Below are 15551 nucleotides of genomic sequence, written 5' to 3' on the forward strand. Positions count from 1 at the left end.
CAGCGCTGCTTCTGCAGGACGCCCACAAAAAAGCCCCGACGCTCACGCGCCGGGGCTTTTCAATGACGCGGCGGCCGATCAGCCGTTGAACACGTCATCCACGCTCTTGAGCGGGTAGTGCTTCGGATACGGCAGGGTGGCCACACCCGACTCGATGGCTGCCTTGGCCACCGCGTCGGAAACGACGGTGATCAGGCGCGCGTCCAGCGGCTTCGGAATGATGTACTCACGGCCGAACTCCAGACCCTCGACGCCGTAGGCTTCGCACACTTCCTTCGGCACAGGCAGCTTGGCCAGATCCTTCAGGGCGACGGCGGCAGCGATCTTCATCTCTTCGTTGATGCGCTTGGCGCGCACGTCCAGGGCGCCACGGAAGATGAACGGGAAGCCCAACACGTTGTTGACCTGGTTCGGGTAGTCGGAACGACCGGTGGCCATGATCACGTCATTACGGGTGGCGTGCGCCAGCTCAGGGGCGATTTCCGGATCCGGGTTCGAGCAGGCGAACACGATCGGGTTGGCCGCCATCGACTTCAGGCCTTCGGCGCTCAGCAGGTTCGGGCCGGACAGACCCACGAACACGTCTGCACCGTCCAGGGCATCGGCCAGGGTGCGTTTGTCGGTGGCGTGGGCGAACTGGGCCTTGTACTGGTTCAGGTCGTCGCGACCGGCATGGATCACGCCGTTGCGGTCGATCATGAAGATGTTCTCGACCTTGGCACCCATGCTGACCAGCAGCTTCATGCAGGAGATGGCCGCAGCGCCGGCGCCCAGGCAGACGATCTTCGCGTCTTCCAGGGTTTTACCTGCGATTTCCAGGGCGTTGATCATGCCCGCGGCGGTCACGATGGCGGTGCCATGCTGGTCGTCGTGGAAGACCGGAATGTCGCACTGCTCGATCAGCGTGCGCTCGATCTCGAAGCACTCAGGCGCCTTGATGTCTTCGAGGTTGATGCCGCCGAAGGTGATGGAGATGCGGCGAACGGTGTCGATGAAGGCCTGTGGGCTTTCCGATTCAACTTCGATGTCGAACACGTCGATGCCCGCGAAACGCTTGAACAGAACGCCCTTGCCTTCCATGACCGGCTTGGAGGCCAGCGGGCCAAGGTCGCCCAGGCCCAGGATGGCGGTGCCGTCGGAAATCACCGCGACCAGGTTGCCCTTGCCGGTGTATTTGTAGGCCAGCTCCGGATCACGGCCAATTTCGCGGACCGGCTCGGCAACGCCTGGGCTGTAGGCCAGGGCGAGGTCGCGGGCGGTGGCGGTTGGCTTGGAGAGTTCCACGCTCAGTTTCCCCGGACGAGGTTGAGCGTGGTATTCGAGAGCGGCGGTTTTCAAATCTGACATGGTGGGCATTCCGCTTGTTTACTGTTCTGACGGACCGCCGAGGATACGCAAAGAGTCCGGGAGCGACAAGACTGCCCGGTCACACCTGTCAAGGCCGGTGGCCTACGACTTTACGCTACACCTGACGGGGCTGGCGAAATCGAGTGTGTACAATCCACGTGCATAGTGTCTACAACTATTTTCTCTTACCACCTTCTCCTCATGCTCGCACACCCTGCACCTCACCCCGCCTTACCTGCCAAACGGCAGATACAAAAAAGGCGCCCACAAGGGTCGCCTTCTTTTGCAGCATCGCGAAGCCAGAGGCCTCGCCAGGTGCATGATTACTTCTTGGTACCGAACATACCGAAGCGGTCGGCGAACTTCTGTACGCGACCACCGGTGTCCAGGACTTTCTGCTTGCCAGTGTAGAACGGGTGGCACTGGGAGCAGACGTCGATCGCCAGCGGCTTGGCCAGGGTCGAACGGGTTTCGAATTTGCTGCCGCAGCTGCAGGTGACTGCAACTACTTCGTAGTTCGGATGAATATCGGCTTTCATGGTCACTTCCTCGAGCTGCGTGCCGCCACCCAACACCTATTGTTGAATACCGCACGTAATTAGGCGGCAAATAATACCAGAGCCCGGAGGCAGCGCAAGTGGTCGCTTGCACCGGCTGTCGTCTGCTAGGCTCGCCGACTCATACCCTTCCCACGAAGACCTCCCGCGTGCCCGACGTCATCCTGCGCCTTGCCCTGCCCTCGCCCTTGCGTCGCCTGTTCGACTATCGGGCGCCGGCCGCCATGGCCCGCCAGACCCTGACCCCAGGCATGCGCATCCGCGTGCCGTTCGGACGCCGCGAGATGATTGGCGTGCTGGTGGAAGTCTGCGCGCAGAGCGAAGTGCCCGCCGACAAGCTCAAGCCAGCCAGCGAGCTGCTCGATCCGGTGTCGCCGCTGCCGCCTGAGCTGTTCAAGCTGTGCCTGTGGACCGCCCACTATTATCAGCACAGCCTGGGCGACACCCTCAGTTGGGCACTGCCGGTGCTGCTGCGCCAGGGCGAGGCGGCCGAAGCCCGGCAGGAGCGCTTTTGGCACGTCGCGCCGGGCGCGCGACTCGACGACCCGCGCATCGCCCGCGCCCCGCGCCAGAAAGAGGCCCTGCAGACCCTCGCCCAGCATCCCCATGGCGTGGCCCACAGCCTGCTGAGCAAGCTGGCGCTGAACAAGGACAGCCTCGACCTGCTGCTGGCCAAGGAGCTGGTGCAGGTCGAGGTGCGCCGCCACCTGCCACCGCCGCGCCACGAGCATTGGCTGGCGCAGCCGGAGCTGCCACTCAACGATGAACAGCGGGCGGCGTTCGAAGCCGTGCGTTCGGGCTTTGGCAGCTACCATGCTTTCCTGCTCGCCGGGGTCACCGGCAGTGGCAAGACCGAGGTCTACCTGCAACTGATCCGCGAAACCCTGGAGGCCGGCAAACAGGCCTTGATCCTGATTCCCGAGATCAACCTCGGCCCACAGACCCTGGCGCGCTTCGAGCAGCGCTTCAACGCGCGCATCGCGCTGCTGCACTCGGCGGTCAACGATCGCGAGCGCCTAGACGCCTGGCTGGCGGCCCGCGACGGCGAGGCCGACATCATCATCGGCACCCGCTCGGCGCTGTTCACGCCCATGAAGCGACCCGGCCTGATCATCATCGACGAAGAGCACGACGGCTCCTACAAACAGCAGGAAGGCCTGCGCTATCACGCCCGCGACCTGGCAGTGGTGCGCGCGCACCAGGACAACATTCCCATTCTGCTGGGCTCGGCCACGCCCTCGCTGGAAAGCTTGCACAACGCCCACACCGGCCGCTACGGCCTGTTGCGTATGAACCAGCGCGCCGGCGGTGCCAAGCCGCCGCGCTTCATGCGTCTGGATGTGCGCAGCCTGCCGTTGGACAGCGGCATCAGCGGGCCCTTGCAACAGGCCATCGGCCAGACCCTGGCGGCCGGCCAGCAGGTGCTGGTGTTCCTCAACCGCCGCGGCTTCGCCCCGACCTTGCTGTGCCATGACTGCGGCTGGCTGTCGGAGTGCCCGCGCTGCGATGCGCGCATGACCGTGCACCAGCGCTCCGGCGTGCTGCGCTGTCATCACTGCGGCTACGACGAGCGTCTGCCGCTGCAATGCCCCCAGTGCGCGCATGTCGACCTGCGGCCGGTCGGCGCCGGCACCGAGCGTGCCGAAGAGCGCCTGAAAACGCTGTTCCCCGACTACCCGGTGCTGCGCGTGGACCGCGACAGCACCTCGCGCAAGGACGCCATGCAGCAGTTGTTCAGCACCATTCAGCGCGGCCAGCCCAGCATCCTGGTCGGCACCCAGATGCTCGCCAAAGGCCACCATTTCCCCCGGGTGACGCTGGTGGCGATTCTCGATGCCGACGGAGGCCTGTTCTCCGGCGACTTCCGCGCCAGCGAGCGCATGGCGCAGTTGATCGTGCAGGTGGCTGGCCGCGCCGGTCGCGCCGAGGAACCGGGCAAGGTGATCGTGCAGACCCATCTGGCCGAGCACCCGCTACTGGTACAGCTCACCGAGCAAGGCTATTTCGCCTTCGCCGAACAGGCCTTGAGCGAACGCCGCGCCGCCGGCCTGCCGCCGTTTTCGCACTTGGCGCTGCTGCGCGCCGAAGCGCACAAGCCGGGCCAGGCCGAAGCCTTCCTCGACGAAGCCTGCGCCGCCGCCGAACGCCTGCAGACCGAGATGGCGCTGCCAGGCATCGAGCTGCTGGGCCCGGTGCCCGCCCCCATGGAGCGCCGCGCTGGCCGCTTCCGCGCCCAGTTGCTGATCCAGGCCAGCGCCCGCGCCCCACTGCACCGGCTGATCGCCGCCTGGCTGCTGGTAGTCGAGCAACTGCCCTCGGGTCGCCAAGTACGCTGGTCGCTCGACGTCGACCCCGTCGACCTTTATTGAGCTGCAAGCTGCAAGCTGCAAGCTGCAAGCTGCAAGCTGCAAGCTGCAAGCGACAGGTTCGGGCCCGCGCAGTCACCGCACAACCTCTTGCCGCTTGCAGCTTGCCACTTGCCGCTCACCAATTGCCGCTGTGCTTGAGCCTTAAGGCTCAAGCACGGATAATGTCCAGTTTTTCCACCTGCGCATCGAAGCGCTCGCCGCGTTTGCGGTCGAAACGAGAACCCGATGAAAGACACCATTCGCCAGCTGATCCAGCAAGCTCTCGCCCAACTCGTCACCGACGGTGTGCTGCCTGAAGGGTTGTCGCCATCGATTCAGGTGGAGAACGCCCGCGACAAGACCCATGGCGACTTCGCCAGCAACATCGCCATGATGCTGGCCAAGCCTGCGGGCATGAAGCCTCGCGACCTCGCCGACAAGCTGATCGCGGCGCTGCCGGCCAGCGCCGACATCAGCAAGGTCGAGATCGCCGGTCCCGGGTTCCTCAACTTCTTCCAGAACACCGACGCCCTGGCCCAGCGCCTGGACGCGGCGCTGGCCGACGACCACCTGGGCGTACGCAAAGCCGGCACCGCCGAAAAGGTGGTCGTCGACCTGTCGGCGCCCAACCTGGCCAAAGAGATGCACGTCGGCCACCTGCGCTCGACCATCATCGGTGACAGCGTCGCCCGCGTGCTCGAGTTCCTCGGCGACACGGTGATCCGCCAGAACCACGTGGGCGACTGGGGCACCCAGTTCGGCATGCTGCTGGCCTACCTGCAGGAAAACCCGATCACCAGCGAAGCGCTGTCGGACCTGGAAAACTTCTACCGCGCCGCGAAGAAACGCTTCGACGAGTCCGAGGAATTCGCCACCCGCGCCCGGGGCCTGGTGGTCAAGCTGCAGGCCGGCGATCCTGAGTGCCTGGCGCTGTGGACGCGCTTCAAGGACATCTCGCTGTCGCACTGCCAGAAAACCTACGAGCTGCTCAACGTCAAGCTGACCATGGCCGACGTGATGGGCGAAAGTGCCTACAACGACGACCTGGCACCGGTCGTGGCCGACCTCAAGGCCTCGGGCCTGCTGGTCGAGAGCCAGGGCGCCCAGTGCGTGTTCCTCGAAGAGTTCAAGAACACCGAAGGCGAGCCGCTGCCGGTGATCGTGCAGAAGGCCGATGGCGGTTACCTCTACGCCACCACCGACCTGGCGGCAGTACGCTACCGCAGCAACGTGCTGCACGCCGATCGCGCGCTGTACTTCGTCGACCAACGCCAGGCGCTGCACTTCAACCAAGTGTTCGAGGTCGCCCGCCGCGCCGGCTTCGTCGGCCACCCGATGAAAATGGAGCACATGGGCTTCGGCACCATGAACGGCGCCGATGGCCGTCCGTTCAAGACCCGCGACGGCGGCACCGTGAAGCTGATCGACCTGCTGAGCGAAGCCAAGGACCGCGCCTACGCCCTGGTCAAGGAAAAGAACCCGAGCCTGGCCGAAGACGAACTGCGGCGCATCGCCGAAGTGGTCGGCATTGGCGCAGTGAAGTACGCGGACCTGTCCAAGCACCGCACCAGCGACTACAGCTTCAACTTCGAACTGATGCTCAATTTCGAAGGCAATACCGCGCCTTACCTGCTGTACGCCTACACCCGCGTGGCCGGCGTGTTCCGCAAGCTGGGCAAGGGCTTCGAGCAGGTCGAAGGCGACATCGTGCTGCAGGCGGCTCACGAGCAGGACCTGGCCGCGCGCCTGGCGCAATTCGGCGAAGTGCTCAACAACGTCGCCGACAAAGGCACGCCACACGTGCTCTGCAGCTACCTCTACGACCTGGCGGGTCTGTTCTCCAGTTTCTACGAGAACTGCCCGATCCTCGCCGCCGACACCGCCGAGCAGCAACAAAGCCGCTTGCGGCTTGCGGCGCTGACCGGCCGTACCCTCAAACAGGGCCTGGAACTGCTTGGCCTGGAAACCCTGGAGCGCATGTAAGTTGGCTGCCAAGAAGAAACCTGCGCCCAAGCGCGGCGCCAGTCGCCATCAGCCACCTGCGAAACAGCCGATTCCGGGCTGGGTGTGGCTGGCGATCGGCCTCACCGTGGGTGCGTTCGTGGTGTTCCTGATGAAACTCGAGCCGGGCGGCGACGACATCAAGCGTGCCAAGCCTGAACAGCAGAAGCCGGCCAAGGTCGCCGAAGCCGCCAAGGGCACCACTCCCACCACGCCTCAGCCGATCAAGCCGAAGTACGATTTCTACACCCTGCTGCCGGAATCGGAAGTGATCGTGCCGCCTGAAGCGGTGCCGGAGAAGACGCCGCCAGTGCCGGCGCAGCCGACCACGCCGGTCACCCCGGCAGAAGCGGCGAAGATCGACACCGCCCGGGCCCAGGCCGCGCTGCTGGGTCAGACGCCGCCACCCGCACCACCGGTGATCAAGCCGGCAGCGACCACCCTGTACTTCCTGCAGGCGGGCTCGTTCCGCAAGGAGGCCGACGCCGACAAGGTACGGGCGCAGATCATCCTGCTGGGGCAGGTGGTGAAAGTGGAGTCCGGTACGGTGAAAGACGAGACCTGGTACCGGGTACTGGTCGGACCGTTCAGCAACCGCGAACAACTGACCGTTGCACAGAAACAATTGGCCGGCGCCGGCTTCAGCAACCTGCTGTTGCAGCAGCGCCAGACACGCCAGTAAAGAAAAGGCCTTGCCGCACTGCGACAAGGCCTTTTTTCTGAAGCGCGCCTTTCAGGGACGTTCGCGGTTGACCGTGGATATCTGGGTGTTCAGCGTCCAGAAGTCATACAGCACACCGACCAGGAACAGGCCCCCGGTGAAGAAGTAGATGATCGCGCTGATCCATTTGCCCTGGTACAGCCGGTGGATACCGAAGATGCCCAGGAAGGTCAGCAGCACCCAGGCCACCGTGTAGTTCACCCGGCCCGACTGGAAACGCATGTCGGCTTCGCGGTCCATCGACGGAATCAGGAACAGGTCGATCAGCCAACCGATGCCCAGCAGACCGAGGGTCAGGAACCAGATCGTGCCGGTGATGGGCTTGCCGTAATAGAAGCGGTGCGAGCCGGTGAAGCCGAAAATCCACAGCAGATAGCCAATCACCTTGCTATGCGTGTCGTGCAGCGGCGCACCCTGTTGATACGTATTCATGCACTGTCCTCGTGGGATAGCCGAAAATTTTCTAAGAAAAAATGTGACTTTTCCGTTTTGCGCCGACGTATGGTAATCGCCCACACGACCAACGGATCAGTTTTTGATCGAAAAGCTGTTATAAAGTTGCGCGCCAATCTCCATAACCGTTCATAAGAGCTTCATCTATGCCGCCCTTCTTCAAGACATGGCTGACCCTCTGCCTTTTATTGCCCCTGGCCGCCCACGCCACCAATCGTGAGCAACGACTTCCCAACGGCTTCAGCGGCTATACCACCAATGCCGATGCGACCATCAAACGTTCCCCCGCCAAGCACGTCAATCTGCGTGCACGGCCAGGCAATGCGGCCAAGAACCCCGCACTGAAGGTGGCCGCTGCCACGCCCAAGCAAAGCAGCCAAGTGCTCAGCCGCGCCGTCAATGCGCTCGGCACGCCCTACCGCTGGGGCGGCAGCACACCCGGCAAAGGGTTCGATTGCAGCGGCCTGGTGAAATATGCCTTCAACGACGTCGCCGACCTGGATCTGCCGCGTAGCTCCAATGCCATGGCCCAGGGCCACGGCGTGAAAGTGGCGCGCAAGGACCTCAAGCCTGGCGACCTGATCTTCTTCAACATCAAGAGCCGTCGCGTCAACCACGTGGCCATCTACCTGGGCAACGAGCGCTTCATCCACGCACCGCGCACCGGCAAGCGGGTGAGCATCGACAGTCTGGACAAACCTTACTGGCAGAAGCACTACGTCGTCGCCAAACGCGTGCTGCCCAAAGAGCAGCAGGCCTTGAGACTGGCCAAGCGTTAATCCCCCTTCGGCCCGGCGCGGGCACTCCGCGCCGAGATCACCCCTCCTACTCCAGGTTGTCGATCAGCCCCCGCGCCCTCAACCTGTCCAGCGCCGCCTCCATCGTCACCATGCCCTGTGCCGCACCGGTCTGCATGGCCGACGGCAATTGCGCCACGCGCCCTTCGCGGATCAAATTGCGGACCGCCGCGGTGGCCACCAGGACCTCGCGCGCCGCCACCCGACCGCCGCCCACACGCCGCACCAACGCCTGCGCCACCACCAATTGCAGTGATTCGGCGAGCATGGCGCGGATCAGCGGCTTCTCTTCGGCGGCGAACACCTCCACCAGCCGATCGATGCTGCTGGCAGCGCTGCGCGTGTGCACGGTGGCCAGTACCAGATGACCGGTCTGCGCTGCGCGCAAGGCCAGGCGGATGCTGTCCAGGTCGCGCAGTTCGCCGATCATGATCACATCCGGATCCTGGCGCAGTGCGCTGCGCAGGCCTTGGGCGAAGTCTCGGCTGTGACGGCCGATCTCGCGCTGGTTGATCAACGCCCGGCCACGGCCGTGTACGAACTCAACCGGGTCTTCCAGGGTCAGGATATGGCCTGCGCGGTCGCATCCCAGTTGCGCGACCAGCGCGGCGAGCGTGCTGGACTTGCCACTGCCGGTCGCCCCACCCACCAGCACCAGGCCATCGCGGCAGCGGGCAAGCGCCTGATACACCCCAGTCAATTCCAACGCCTCGACCGTCGGCGCCTGCTGCTCGATCAGCCGCAGGCTGGCGGCCAGGCCGTGATACTGCCTGAACAGGCTCAGGCGAACGCGTCCAAGCCCAGGCGGCTCCACGGCCAGGTCCACCTCGTCGCCCGTCCGCCAGCGCTGGCGCTGATCCGCATCGAGCCAGGGCGCAAGCCCCTGTTCCAGCGTGTCGCTGCACAACGTCGGCAACGCCACGCGCTGCAATACGCCATCCAGGCGCCACGCCGGCAATTCGCCCGCCGCCAAGTGCAGGTCCGAGGCCCCCGCCTTCACGGCGCGGGCCAGCAGGTCGGTCACGTCCATGAGACTCCCCAAAGGCCATCAAGCAGGTAGAATGCCGCACACCACTGAGCTGCCGGCATCGATCCATGTCAACCCTAGCAGACAACCTTCACGCCATTCGTACCCGCATCGACGGCGCGGCCAAGGCCAGCCACCGCGACCCGGCCAGCGTGCAGTTGCTGGCCGTGAGCAAGACCAAGCCCGCCAGCGCCATCGCCGACCTTCACCGGGCGGGCGTGCGCGATTTCGGCGAGAACTATCTTCAGGAAGCGCTGACCAAACAGACGGAATTGTCCGACCTGCCCTTGATCTGGCATTTCATCGGCCCCATCCAGTCGAACAAGACCAAGGCCATTGCCGAACATTTCGACTGGGTACATAGCGTGGACCGCCTGAAGATCGCCCAACGCCTGAGCGAACAGCGCCCGACCGGCCTGCCACCGCTGAATATCTGCCTGCAGGTGAATGTCAGTGGCGAGGACAGCAAGTCTGGCTGCACGCCAGAGCAGCTTCCAGCCCTGGCCCAGGCCGTGGCCGCGTTGCCCAACCTGCGCTTGCGCGGGCTGATGGCGATCCCTGAACCCACCGACGACCCTGCCGCCCAGCACGCTGCGTTCGCCCGGCTGCGCCAGTTGCAGGAGGCCCTCGGCCTTGGCCTGGACAGTCTGTCCATGGGCATGAGCCATGACTTGGAAGCGGCCATCGCCCAAGGCGCGACCTGGGTGCGTATCGGCACCGCACTGTTCGGCGCGCGCGACTACGGGCACGCCTGAATCCATGCTTTACTCACTCTTTCCTTCAAGGACCTGACATGAGCAAGACGCGTATCGCCTTCATCGGCGCGGGCAACATGGCGGCCAGCCTGATCGGTGGCCTGCGGGCCCAGGGCCTGGACGCTTCGCAGATCCGCGCCAGCGATCCTGGCGCCGACACCCGCACCCGGATCCAGGCCGAACACGGCATCGCGACCTTCGAGAGCAACGCCCAGGCCATCGATGGCGCCGACGTGATCGTGCTGGCAGTCAAGCCACAGGTCATGAAGAGCGTGTGCGAAACCCTCAAACCTGAGCTGAAGGCCGGGCAATTGGTCGTTTCGATCGCCGCCGGTATCACCTGCGACAGCCTCCAGAACTGGCTGGGCCAGGTCCCGGTGGTGCGCTGCATGCCCAATACCCCGTCCCTGCTGCGCCAGGGCGCCAGCGGCCTGTACGCCACCGCACAGGTGTCGGCCGGCCAGCGCGAGCAGGCCGAACAGTTGCTCAGCGCCGTGGGCACCGCCTTGTGGCTGGAGCAGGAGCAGCAACTGGATGCGGTCACCGCCGTCTCCGGCAGCGGCCCGGCCTATTTCTTCCTGCTGATCGAAGCCATGACCGCCGCCGGCGAGAAGCTCGGCCTGCCGCGCGACATCGCTTCGCAGCTGACCCTGCAGACCGCACTGGGCGCCGCGCACATGGCCGTTTCCAGCGACGTCGACGCCGCCGAGCTGCGTCGCCGCGTCACCTCGCCAGCCGGGACCACCGAAGCGGCGATCAAATCGTTCCAGGCCAACGGCTTCGAGGCCGTGGTCGAGCAGGCGCTGCAAGCGGCCGCCACACGCTCGGCCGAGCTGGCCGAACAATTGGGCAAATGAGGAGTTGTCGATGAATGCACTGTCCGGCGCCGCGATCTTCGTGGTGCAAACCCTGGTCAGCCTGTACCTGGTGATCGTCCTGCTGCGCTTCGTGCTGCAACTGGTCAAGGCCAATTTCTACAACCCGCTGAGCCAGTTCACGGTGCGCGCCACCCAGCCGCTGCTCAAGCCGATTCGCCGTATCGTGCCGAGCATCGCCGGGCTGGATACCTCGTCGCTGCTGTTGGCGATCGTGATCCAGGCGCTGCTGATGGCCTTCGTGCTGATGCTCACCTACGGCACCATCGGCGACCTGCCGCACCTGCTGATCTGGGCCATCCTGGGAATCACCTCGCTGTTCCTGAAGATTTTCTGGGTGGCGATGATCGTCATGGTGATCGTGTCCTGGATCGCGCCCAACAGCCACAACCCCGCCGCCGAACTGGCCTACCAGATCAGCGAGCCGGTGCTGGCGCCCTTCCGCCGCCTGGTGCCCAACCTCGGTGGTCTGGATATCTCGCCGATCTTCGCCTTCATCGCTATCCAGGTGGTGCAGTCGTTCCTGATGCCGCAACTGGCCACCTACGCCGGCATGCCGGAAGTGCTGTGGCGCCTGATCTGATCCAGCCCGGCCCCCAGCGTCAGCCATTGCTTGCCGCTGGGGGTAGCGCTCTTTAGACTTACGCCTCCGTCAAGCGTGAGCAGGGCCGATGTCCACTGTCTTTCCCGAAGATTCCGTCGGTCTGGTAACCCCCCAGATCGCCCGGTTCGATGAACCGTTGACGCTGGCCGGTGGCCGCTCGCTGGCCGGCTACGAGTTGGTCTATGAAACCTATGGCACGCTCAATGCCAGTGCCAGCAATGCGGTGCTGATCTGCCACGCGCTGTCCGGCCATCACCATGCGGCCGGCTACCACAGCGTCGAAGACCGCAAGCCGGGCTGGTGGGACAGTTGCATCGGCCCGGGCAAGCCCATCGACACCAACCGCTTCTTCGTGGTCAGCCTGAACAACCTCGGCGGCTGCAATGGCAGCACCGGTCCGAGCAGCATCAACCCGGCCACCGGCAAAGCCTATGGCGCGGACTTTCCGGTGCTCACCGTCGAGGACTGGGTGCACAGCCAGGCACGCCTGGCCGATCGCCTCGGTGTCAACCAATGGGCCGCCGTGGTCGGCGGCAGCCTGGGCGGCATGCAGGCCTTGCAGTGGACCATCACCTACCCGCAGCGCGTGCGTCATTGCGTGGACATCGCCTCGGCGCCCAAGCTGTCGGCGCAGAACATCGCCTTCAACGAAGTCGCGCGCCAGGCCATCCTCACCGACCCCGAGTTCCACGGTGGCTCGTTCCAGGACCAGGGCGTGATTCCCAAGCGCGGGCTGATGCTGGCGCGTATGGTCGGCCATATCACCTACCTGTCCGACGACTCGATGGGCGAGAAATTCGGCCGCGAGCTCAAGAGCGACAAGCTCAACTACGACTTCCACAGCGTCGAGTTCCAGGTGGAGAGCTACCTGCGCTATCAGGGCGAGGAATTTTCCGGCCGCTTCGACGCCAACACCTACCTGCTGATGACCAAGGCGCTGGACTATTTCGACCCAGCCGCCGCCCACGGCGGTGACCTGGCCGCCAGTCTGGGCCATGTCACGGCCGACTACTGCATCATGTCGTTCACCACCGACTGGCGCTTCTCCCCGGCACGCTCACGGGAGATCGTCGATGCGCTGATGGCCGCGCGCAAGAACGTGTGCTACCTGGAGATCGATGCCCCTTACGGCCACGATGCCTTCCTGATCCCCACACCGCGCTACACCCAGGGCTTCACGAACTACATGAACCGCATCGTCATCTGAGGACAGCATGAGAGCCGACCTGGAAATCATCCACGACTGGATCCCTGCCGGCAGCCGGGTACTCGACCTGGGCTGCGGTAATGGCGAGCTGCTGGCTTCGTTGCGCGACCGCAAGCAGGTCACCGGCTACGGCCTGGAGATCGACGCCGACAACATCGCCGCCTGCGTGGCCAACGGTGTCAACGTCATCGAGCAGGACCTGGACAAGGGCCTGGGCAACTTCGCCAGCAACAGCTTCGATGTGGTGGTCATGACCCAGGCCCTGCAAGCTGTGGAGTATCCCGACCGGATCCTCGACGAGATGCTGCGCGTGGGCCGCCAGTGCATCATCACCTTCCCCAACTTCGGCCACTGGCGCTGCCGCTGGTACCTGGCGACCAAGGGCCGCATGCCCGTGTCGGACTTCATGCCCTACACCTGGTACAACACCCCGAACATCCACTTCTGCACCTTCGAGGACTTCGAGAACCTGTGCCGCGAACGCGATGCCAAGGTGCTCGATCGCCTGGCCGTGGACAACCGTCACCGCAACGGGTGGGGCGGTCGGCTTTGGCCTAATCTGTTGGGGGAAATCGGTATCTATCGGGTCAGCAGCCCTGGGTTGCAGGAGCACCAGGTCGCGGTGTGACCCACCACCGGAGGAATGGCAACATGCGTCGTCTCGCCCTTTTGCTGATCACCCTGTGCCTGGCCCTGCCGACCTGGGCCGCCGATGCAGCCCGACCGGACCGCAAGCAGGTCTTCGGCGACGTCACGGTGTACTACAACGCCTTCGCCTCCGGCGCACTGACGCCCGAGGTGGCGCAGGCCAGCGGCATCGAACGCAGCAAGCGCCTGGGCGTGCTCAACATCACCCTGCTCAAGGGCGGCACGCCCACGACCGCGGTGGTCAGCGGCAAGGTCAAAGACCTCACCGGCCGCGCCAGTGCGCTGTCGTTCCGCCAGGTGAGCAGCGCAGGCGCGGTGTCCTACATCGCCCAGTTCAAGACCGAGCAGGCGCAGACCCTGGTCTTCGACGTGCAGATCGAGGCCGGCGGCATCAGCCACGACCTTCAATTCAACCAAGACGTATTCCCAGGCGAATGATGAATTTCCAGCAACTCGTATTGGCCAGCCACAACGCCGGCAAACTCAAGGAACTCCAGGCCATGCTCGGTGAGTCCGTGCAGCTGCGTTCGATCGGCGAATTCAGCCAGGTCGAACCCGAGGAAACCGGCCTGTCGTTCGTCGAAAACGCCATCCTCAAAGCACGCAATGCCGCGCGCATTTCCGGCCTGCCGGCCCTGGCCGACGATTCGGGCCTGGCGGTGGATGCATTGGGCGGCGCACCGGGCATCTACTCGGCCCGCTATGCCGACGGTCAGGGCGATGCGGCGAACAACGCCAAACTGCTCGAAGCGCTCAAGGACGTGCCTGAAGCCGAACGCGGCGCACAGTTCGTCTGCGTGCTGGCGCTGGTCAGGCATGCCGACGATCCCCTGCCAGTGCTCTGCGAGGGGCTGTGGCACGGGCGGATTCTGTTCGCGGCCAGTGGCGAGCATGGTTTTGGCTACGACCCGCTGTTCTGGGTGCCCGAACGCAATTGCTCCAGCGCCGACCTGGCGCCGCTGGAAAAGAACCAACTCAGTCACCGCGCCCGGGCCATGGCCCTGCTGCGTCAGCGTCTGGGATTGGCATGACCGAATCCTCCTCCGCGCCACCGCCGGGCCTGGTGCTTGCGGTGCTGCCGCCGCTGTCGCTGTACATCCACATTCCTTGGTGCGTGCGCAAATGCCCTTATTGCGACTTCAACTCGCACCAGGCCGGACCGACCCTGCCTGAAGCGCAGTACGTCGATGCCCTGCTCGCCGACCTGGCGCTGGAAATGCCGGCGGTGCAAGGCCGGTCGATCAGCAGCATCTTCTTCGGTGGCGGCACGCCCAGCCTGTTCAGCGCCGCCGCACTGGGTCGGCTGCTGCGTGGCATCGAGCAGCGCATTCCCTTCGCCGCCGACATCGAGATCACCCTGGAGGCCAACCCCGGCACCTTCGAGCAGGACAAGTTCAAGGCCTATCGCCAGACCGGCATCAACCGCCTGTCCATCGGCGTGCAGAGTTTCCAGGCGCAGAAGCTGGAAAAGCTCGGGCGCATTCACAATGGCGACGAGGCCGTGCGCGCCGCCGGCATGGCCCGGGCGGCAGGCTTCGACAACTTCAATCTGGACCTCATGCACGGCCTGCCTGAACAGTCGCTGGACGAAGCGCTGGGCGATCTGCGCCAGGCCATCGACCTGGGGCCGACCCACCTGTCCTGGTACCAACTGACCCTGGAACCGAATACCGTGTTCTGGAACCAGCCGCCGCTGCTGCCCGAAGACGACATTCTCTGGGATATCCAGGAGGCCGGACAGGCGCTGATGGCCGAGCAGGGTTATCGCCAATACGAAGTGTCGGCCTATGCCCAGGCCGAACGCGCCGCGCGCCACAACCTCAACTACTGGCGCTTCGGCGACTTCATCGGCATCGGTGCCGGGGCCCACGGCAAGCTGTCGTTCCCCGACGGGCGCATCCTGCGCACCTGGAAGACTCGCCTGCCCAAGGACTACCTCAATCCCGAGAAACCGTACAAGGCGGGCGAGAAGCTGCTGCCGCCCGATGAGCTGCCCTTCGAGTTCCTGATGAACGCCCTGCGCTTGACCGAGGGCGTGGAAGCCGAATTGTTCACCCAACGCACAGGGCTGCCGCTGGCGCAGTTGGCCGAGGCACGGCGCGCTGCCGAACAAAAGGGGCTTTTGCGAGTCGAACCGGAGCGGCTGGCGGCAACGCCCCAAGGCCAACTGTTTCTCAACGATCTGCTGCAGTACTTCTTGAATTAAGGATG

Annotated in this window: 16 protein-coding genes; 12 read left to right on the top strand and 4 right to left on the bottom strand. The window is 64.7% G+C overall.

Features of this window, described 5'->3' with window-relative positions:
• Nucleotides 1–78: 78 nt before the first annotated feature.
• A complete protein-coding gene (locus Q7C30_RS05640) occupies nt 79–1347 on the bottom strand; it encodes a malic enzyme-like NAD(P)-binding protein (protein WP_029614302.1) in 1269 nt (422 codons plus the stop codon).
• 323 nt (nt 1348–1670) lie between these two features.
• Complete coding sequence (gene rpmE / locus Q7C30_RS05645; protein WP_029614303.1) at nt 1671–1886, bottom strand: 50S ribosomal protein L31; 216 nt, start codon at nt 1884–1886, stop codon at nt 1671–1673.
• A 167-nt stretch (nt 1887–2053) separates the two neighbouring features.
• Here rpmE and Q7C30_RS05650 point away from each other — a divergent pair, with 167 nt between their 5' ends.
• From Q7C30_RS05650 to Q7C30_RS05660, 3 genes are all read left to right on the top strand, one after another.
• The gene (locus Q7C30_RS05650; protein ID WP_116887361.1) at nt 2054–4273 is read left to right on the top strand and encodes a primosomal protein N'; all 2220 of its coding nucleotides are present in this window, start codon (nt 2054–2056) and stop codon (nt 4271–4273) included.
• Nucleotides 4274–4498: 225 nt separating this feature from the next.
• Nucleotides 4499–6235, top strand: coding sequence for an arginine--tRNA ligase (gene argS, locus Q7C30_RS05655; protein ID WP_039582572.1), 1737 nt, complete (start codon nt 4499–4501; stop codon nt 6233–6235).
• 1 nt (nt 6236) lies between these two features.
• Entirely contained in the window at nt 6237–6935 is a 699-nt protein-coding gene (locus tag Q7C30_RS05660; protein ID WP_039582571.1) for an SPOR domain-containing protein, read from the top strand.
• Nucleotides 6936–6986: 51 nt separating this feature from the next.
• Here Q7C30_RS05660 and Q7C30_RS05665 read toward each other — a convergent pair whose 3' ends face one another.
• On the bottom strand, nt 6987–7406 hold the full coding sequence (locus Q7C30_RS05665; protein WP_039582570.1) for a TM2 domain-containing protein: 420 nt from the start codon (nt 7404–7406) through the stop codon (nt 6987–6989).
• 167 nt (nt 7407–7573) lie between these two features.
• Here Q7C30_RS05665 and Q7C30_RS05670 point away from each other — a divergent pair, with 167 nt between their 5' ends.
• Nucleotides 7574–8206, top strand: coding sequence for an NlpC/P60 family protein (locus tag Q7C30_RS05670; RefSeq protein ID WP_029615079.1), 633 nt, complete (start codon nt 7574–7576; stop codon nt 8204–8206).
• 46 nt (nt 8207–8252) lie between these two features.
• On the opposite strand, the gene Q7C30_RS05675 is transcribed toward Q7C30_RS05670, so the two are convergent.
• Complete coding sequence (locus tag Q7C30_RS05675; RefSeq protein WP_317870953.1) at nt 8253–9254, bottom strand: PilT/PilU family type 4a pilus ATPase; 1002 nt, start codon at nt 9252–9254, stop codon at nt 8253–8255.
• Between the two features lie 65 nt (nt 9255–9319).
• Between Q7C30_RS05675 and Q7C30_RS05680 the strand changes: the two genes are divergently transcribed.
• The 8 genes from Q7C30_RS05680 (at nt 9320) to hemW (ending at nt 15546) form a co-directional block, all read left to right on the top strand.
• Nucleotides 9320–10006: a YggS family pyridoxal phosphate-dependent enzyme gene (locus Q7C30_RS05680; protein WP_317870954.1), complete on the top strand. Its 687-nt coding sequence runs from the start codon at nt 9320–9322 to the stop codon at nt 10004–10006.
• A gap of 38 nt (nt 10007–10044) precedes the next feature.
• Complete coding sequence (gene proC, locus Q7C30_RS05685; protein WP_304484853.1) at nt 10045–10863, top strand: pyrroline-5-carboxylate reductase; 819 nt, start codon at nt 10045–10047, stop codon at nt 10861–10863.
• A gap of 10 nt (nt 10864–10873) precedes the next feature.
• Nucleotides 10874–11464, top strand: coding sequence for a YggT family protein (locus tag Q7C30_RS05690; RefSeq protein ID WP_317870955.1), 591 nt, complete (start codon nt 10874–10876; stop codon nt 11462–11464).
• Nucleotides 11465–11552: 88 nt separating this feature from the next.
• Nucleotides 11553–12692 (top strand): homoserine O-acetyltransferase, encoded by a 1140-nt coding sequence (locus tag Q7C30_RS05695; protein WP_317870956.1) that lies wholly within the window; start codon nt 11553–11555, stop codon nt 12690–12692.
• Between the two features lie 7 nt (nt 12693–12699).
• A complete protein-coding gene (metW, locus tag Q7C30_RS05700) occupies nt 12700–13320 on the top strand; it encodes a methionine biosynthesis protein MetW (RefSeq protein ID WP_029612369.1) in 621 nt (206 codons plus the stop codon).
• A gap of 23 nt (nt 13321–13343) precedes the next feature.
• The gene (locus Q7C30_RS05705) at nt 13344–13778 is read left to right on the top strand and encodes a DUF4426 domain-containing protein (protein ID WP_295486233.1); all 435 of its coding nucleotides are present in this window, start codon (nt 13344–13346) and stop codon (nt 13776–13778) included.
• Nucleotides 13775–14371, top strand: coding sequence for an RdgB/HAM1 family non-canonical purine NTP pyrophosphatase (gene rdgB / locus Q7C30_RS05710; protein WP_167335976.1), 597 nt, complete (start codon nt 13775–13777; stop codon nt 14369–14371). Before Q7C30_RS05705 ends, rdgB begins: the two co-directional genes overlap by 4 nt.
• Nucleotides 14368–15546 (top strand): radical SAM family heme chaperone HemW, encoded by a 1179-nt coding sequence (gene hemW / locus Q7C30_RS05715; protein WP_039582555.1) that lies wholly within the window; start codon nt 14368–14370, stop codon nt 15544–15546. The genes rdgB and hemW overlap by 4 nt, the downstream gene beginning before the upstream one ends.
• Nucleotides 15547–15551 lie beyond the last annotated feature (5 nt).

The sequence above is a fragment of the Pseudomonas sp. RAC1 genome, from assembly GCF_030658255.1.
GTDB classification, from domain to species: domain Bacteria; phylum Pseudomonadota; class Gammaproteobacteria; order Pseudomonadales; family Pseudomonadaceae; genus Aquipseudomonas; species Aquipseudomonas boreofloridensis.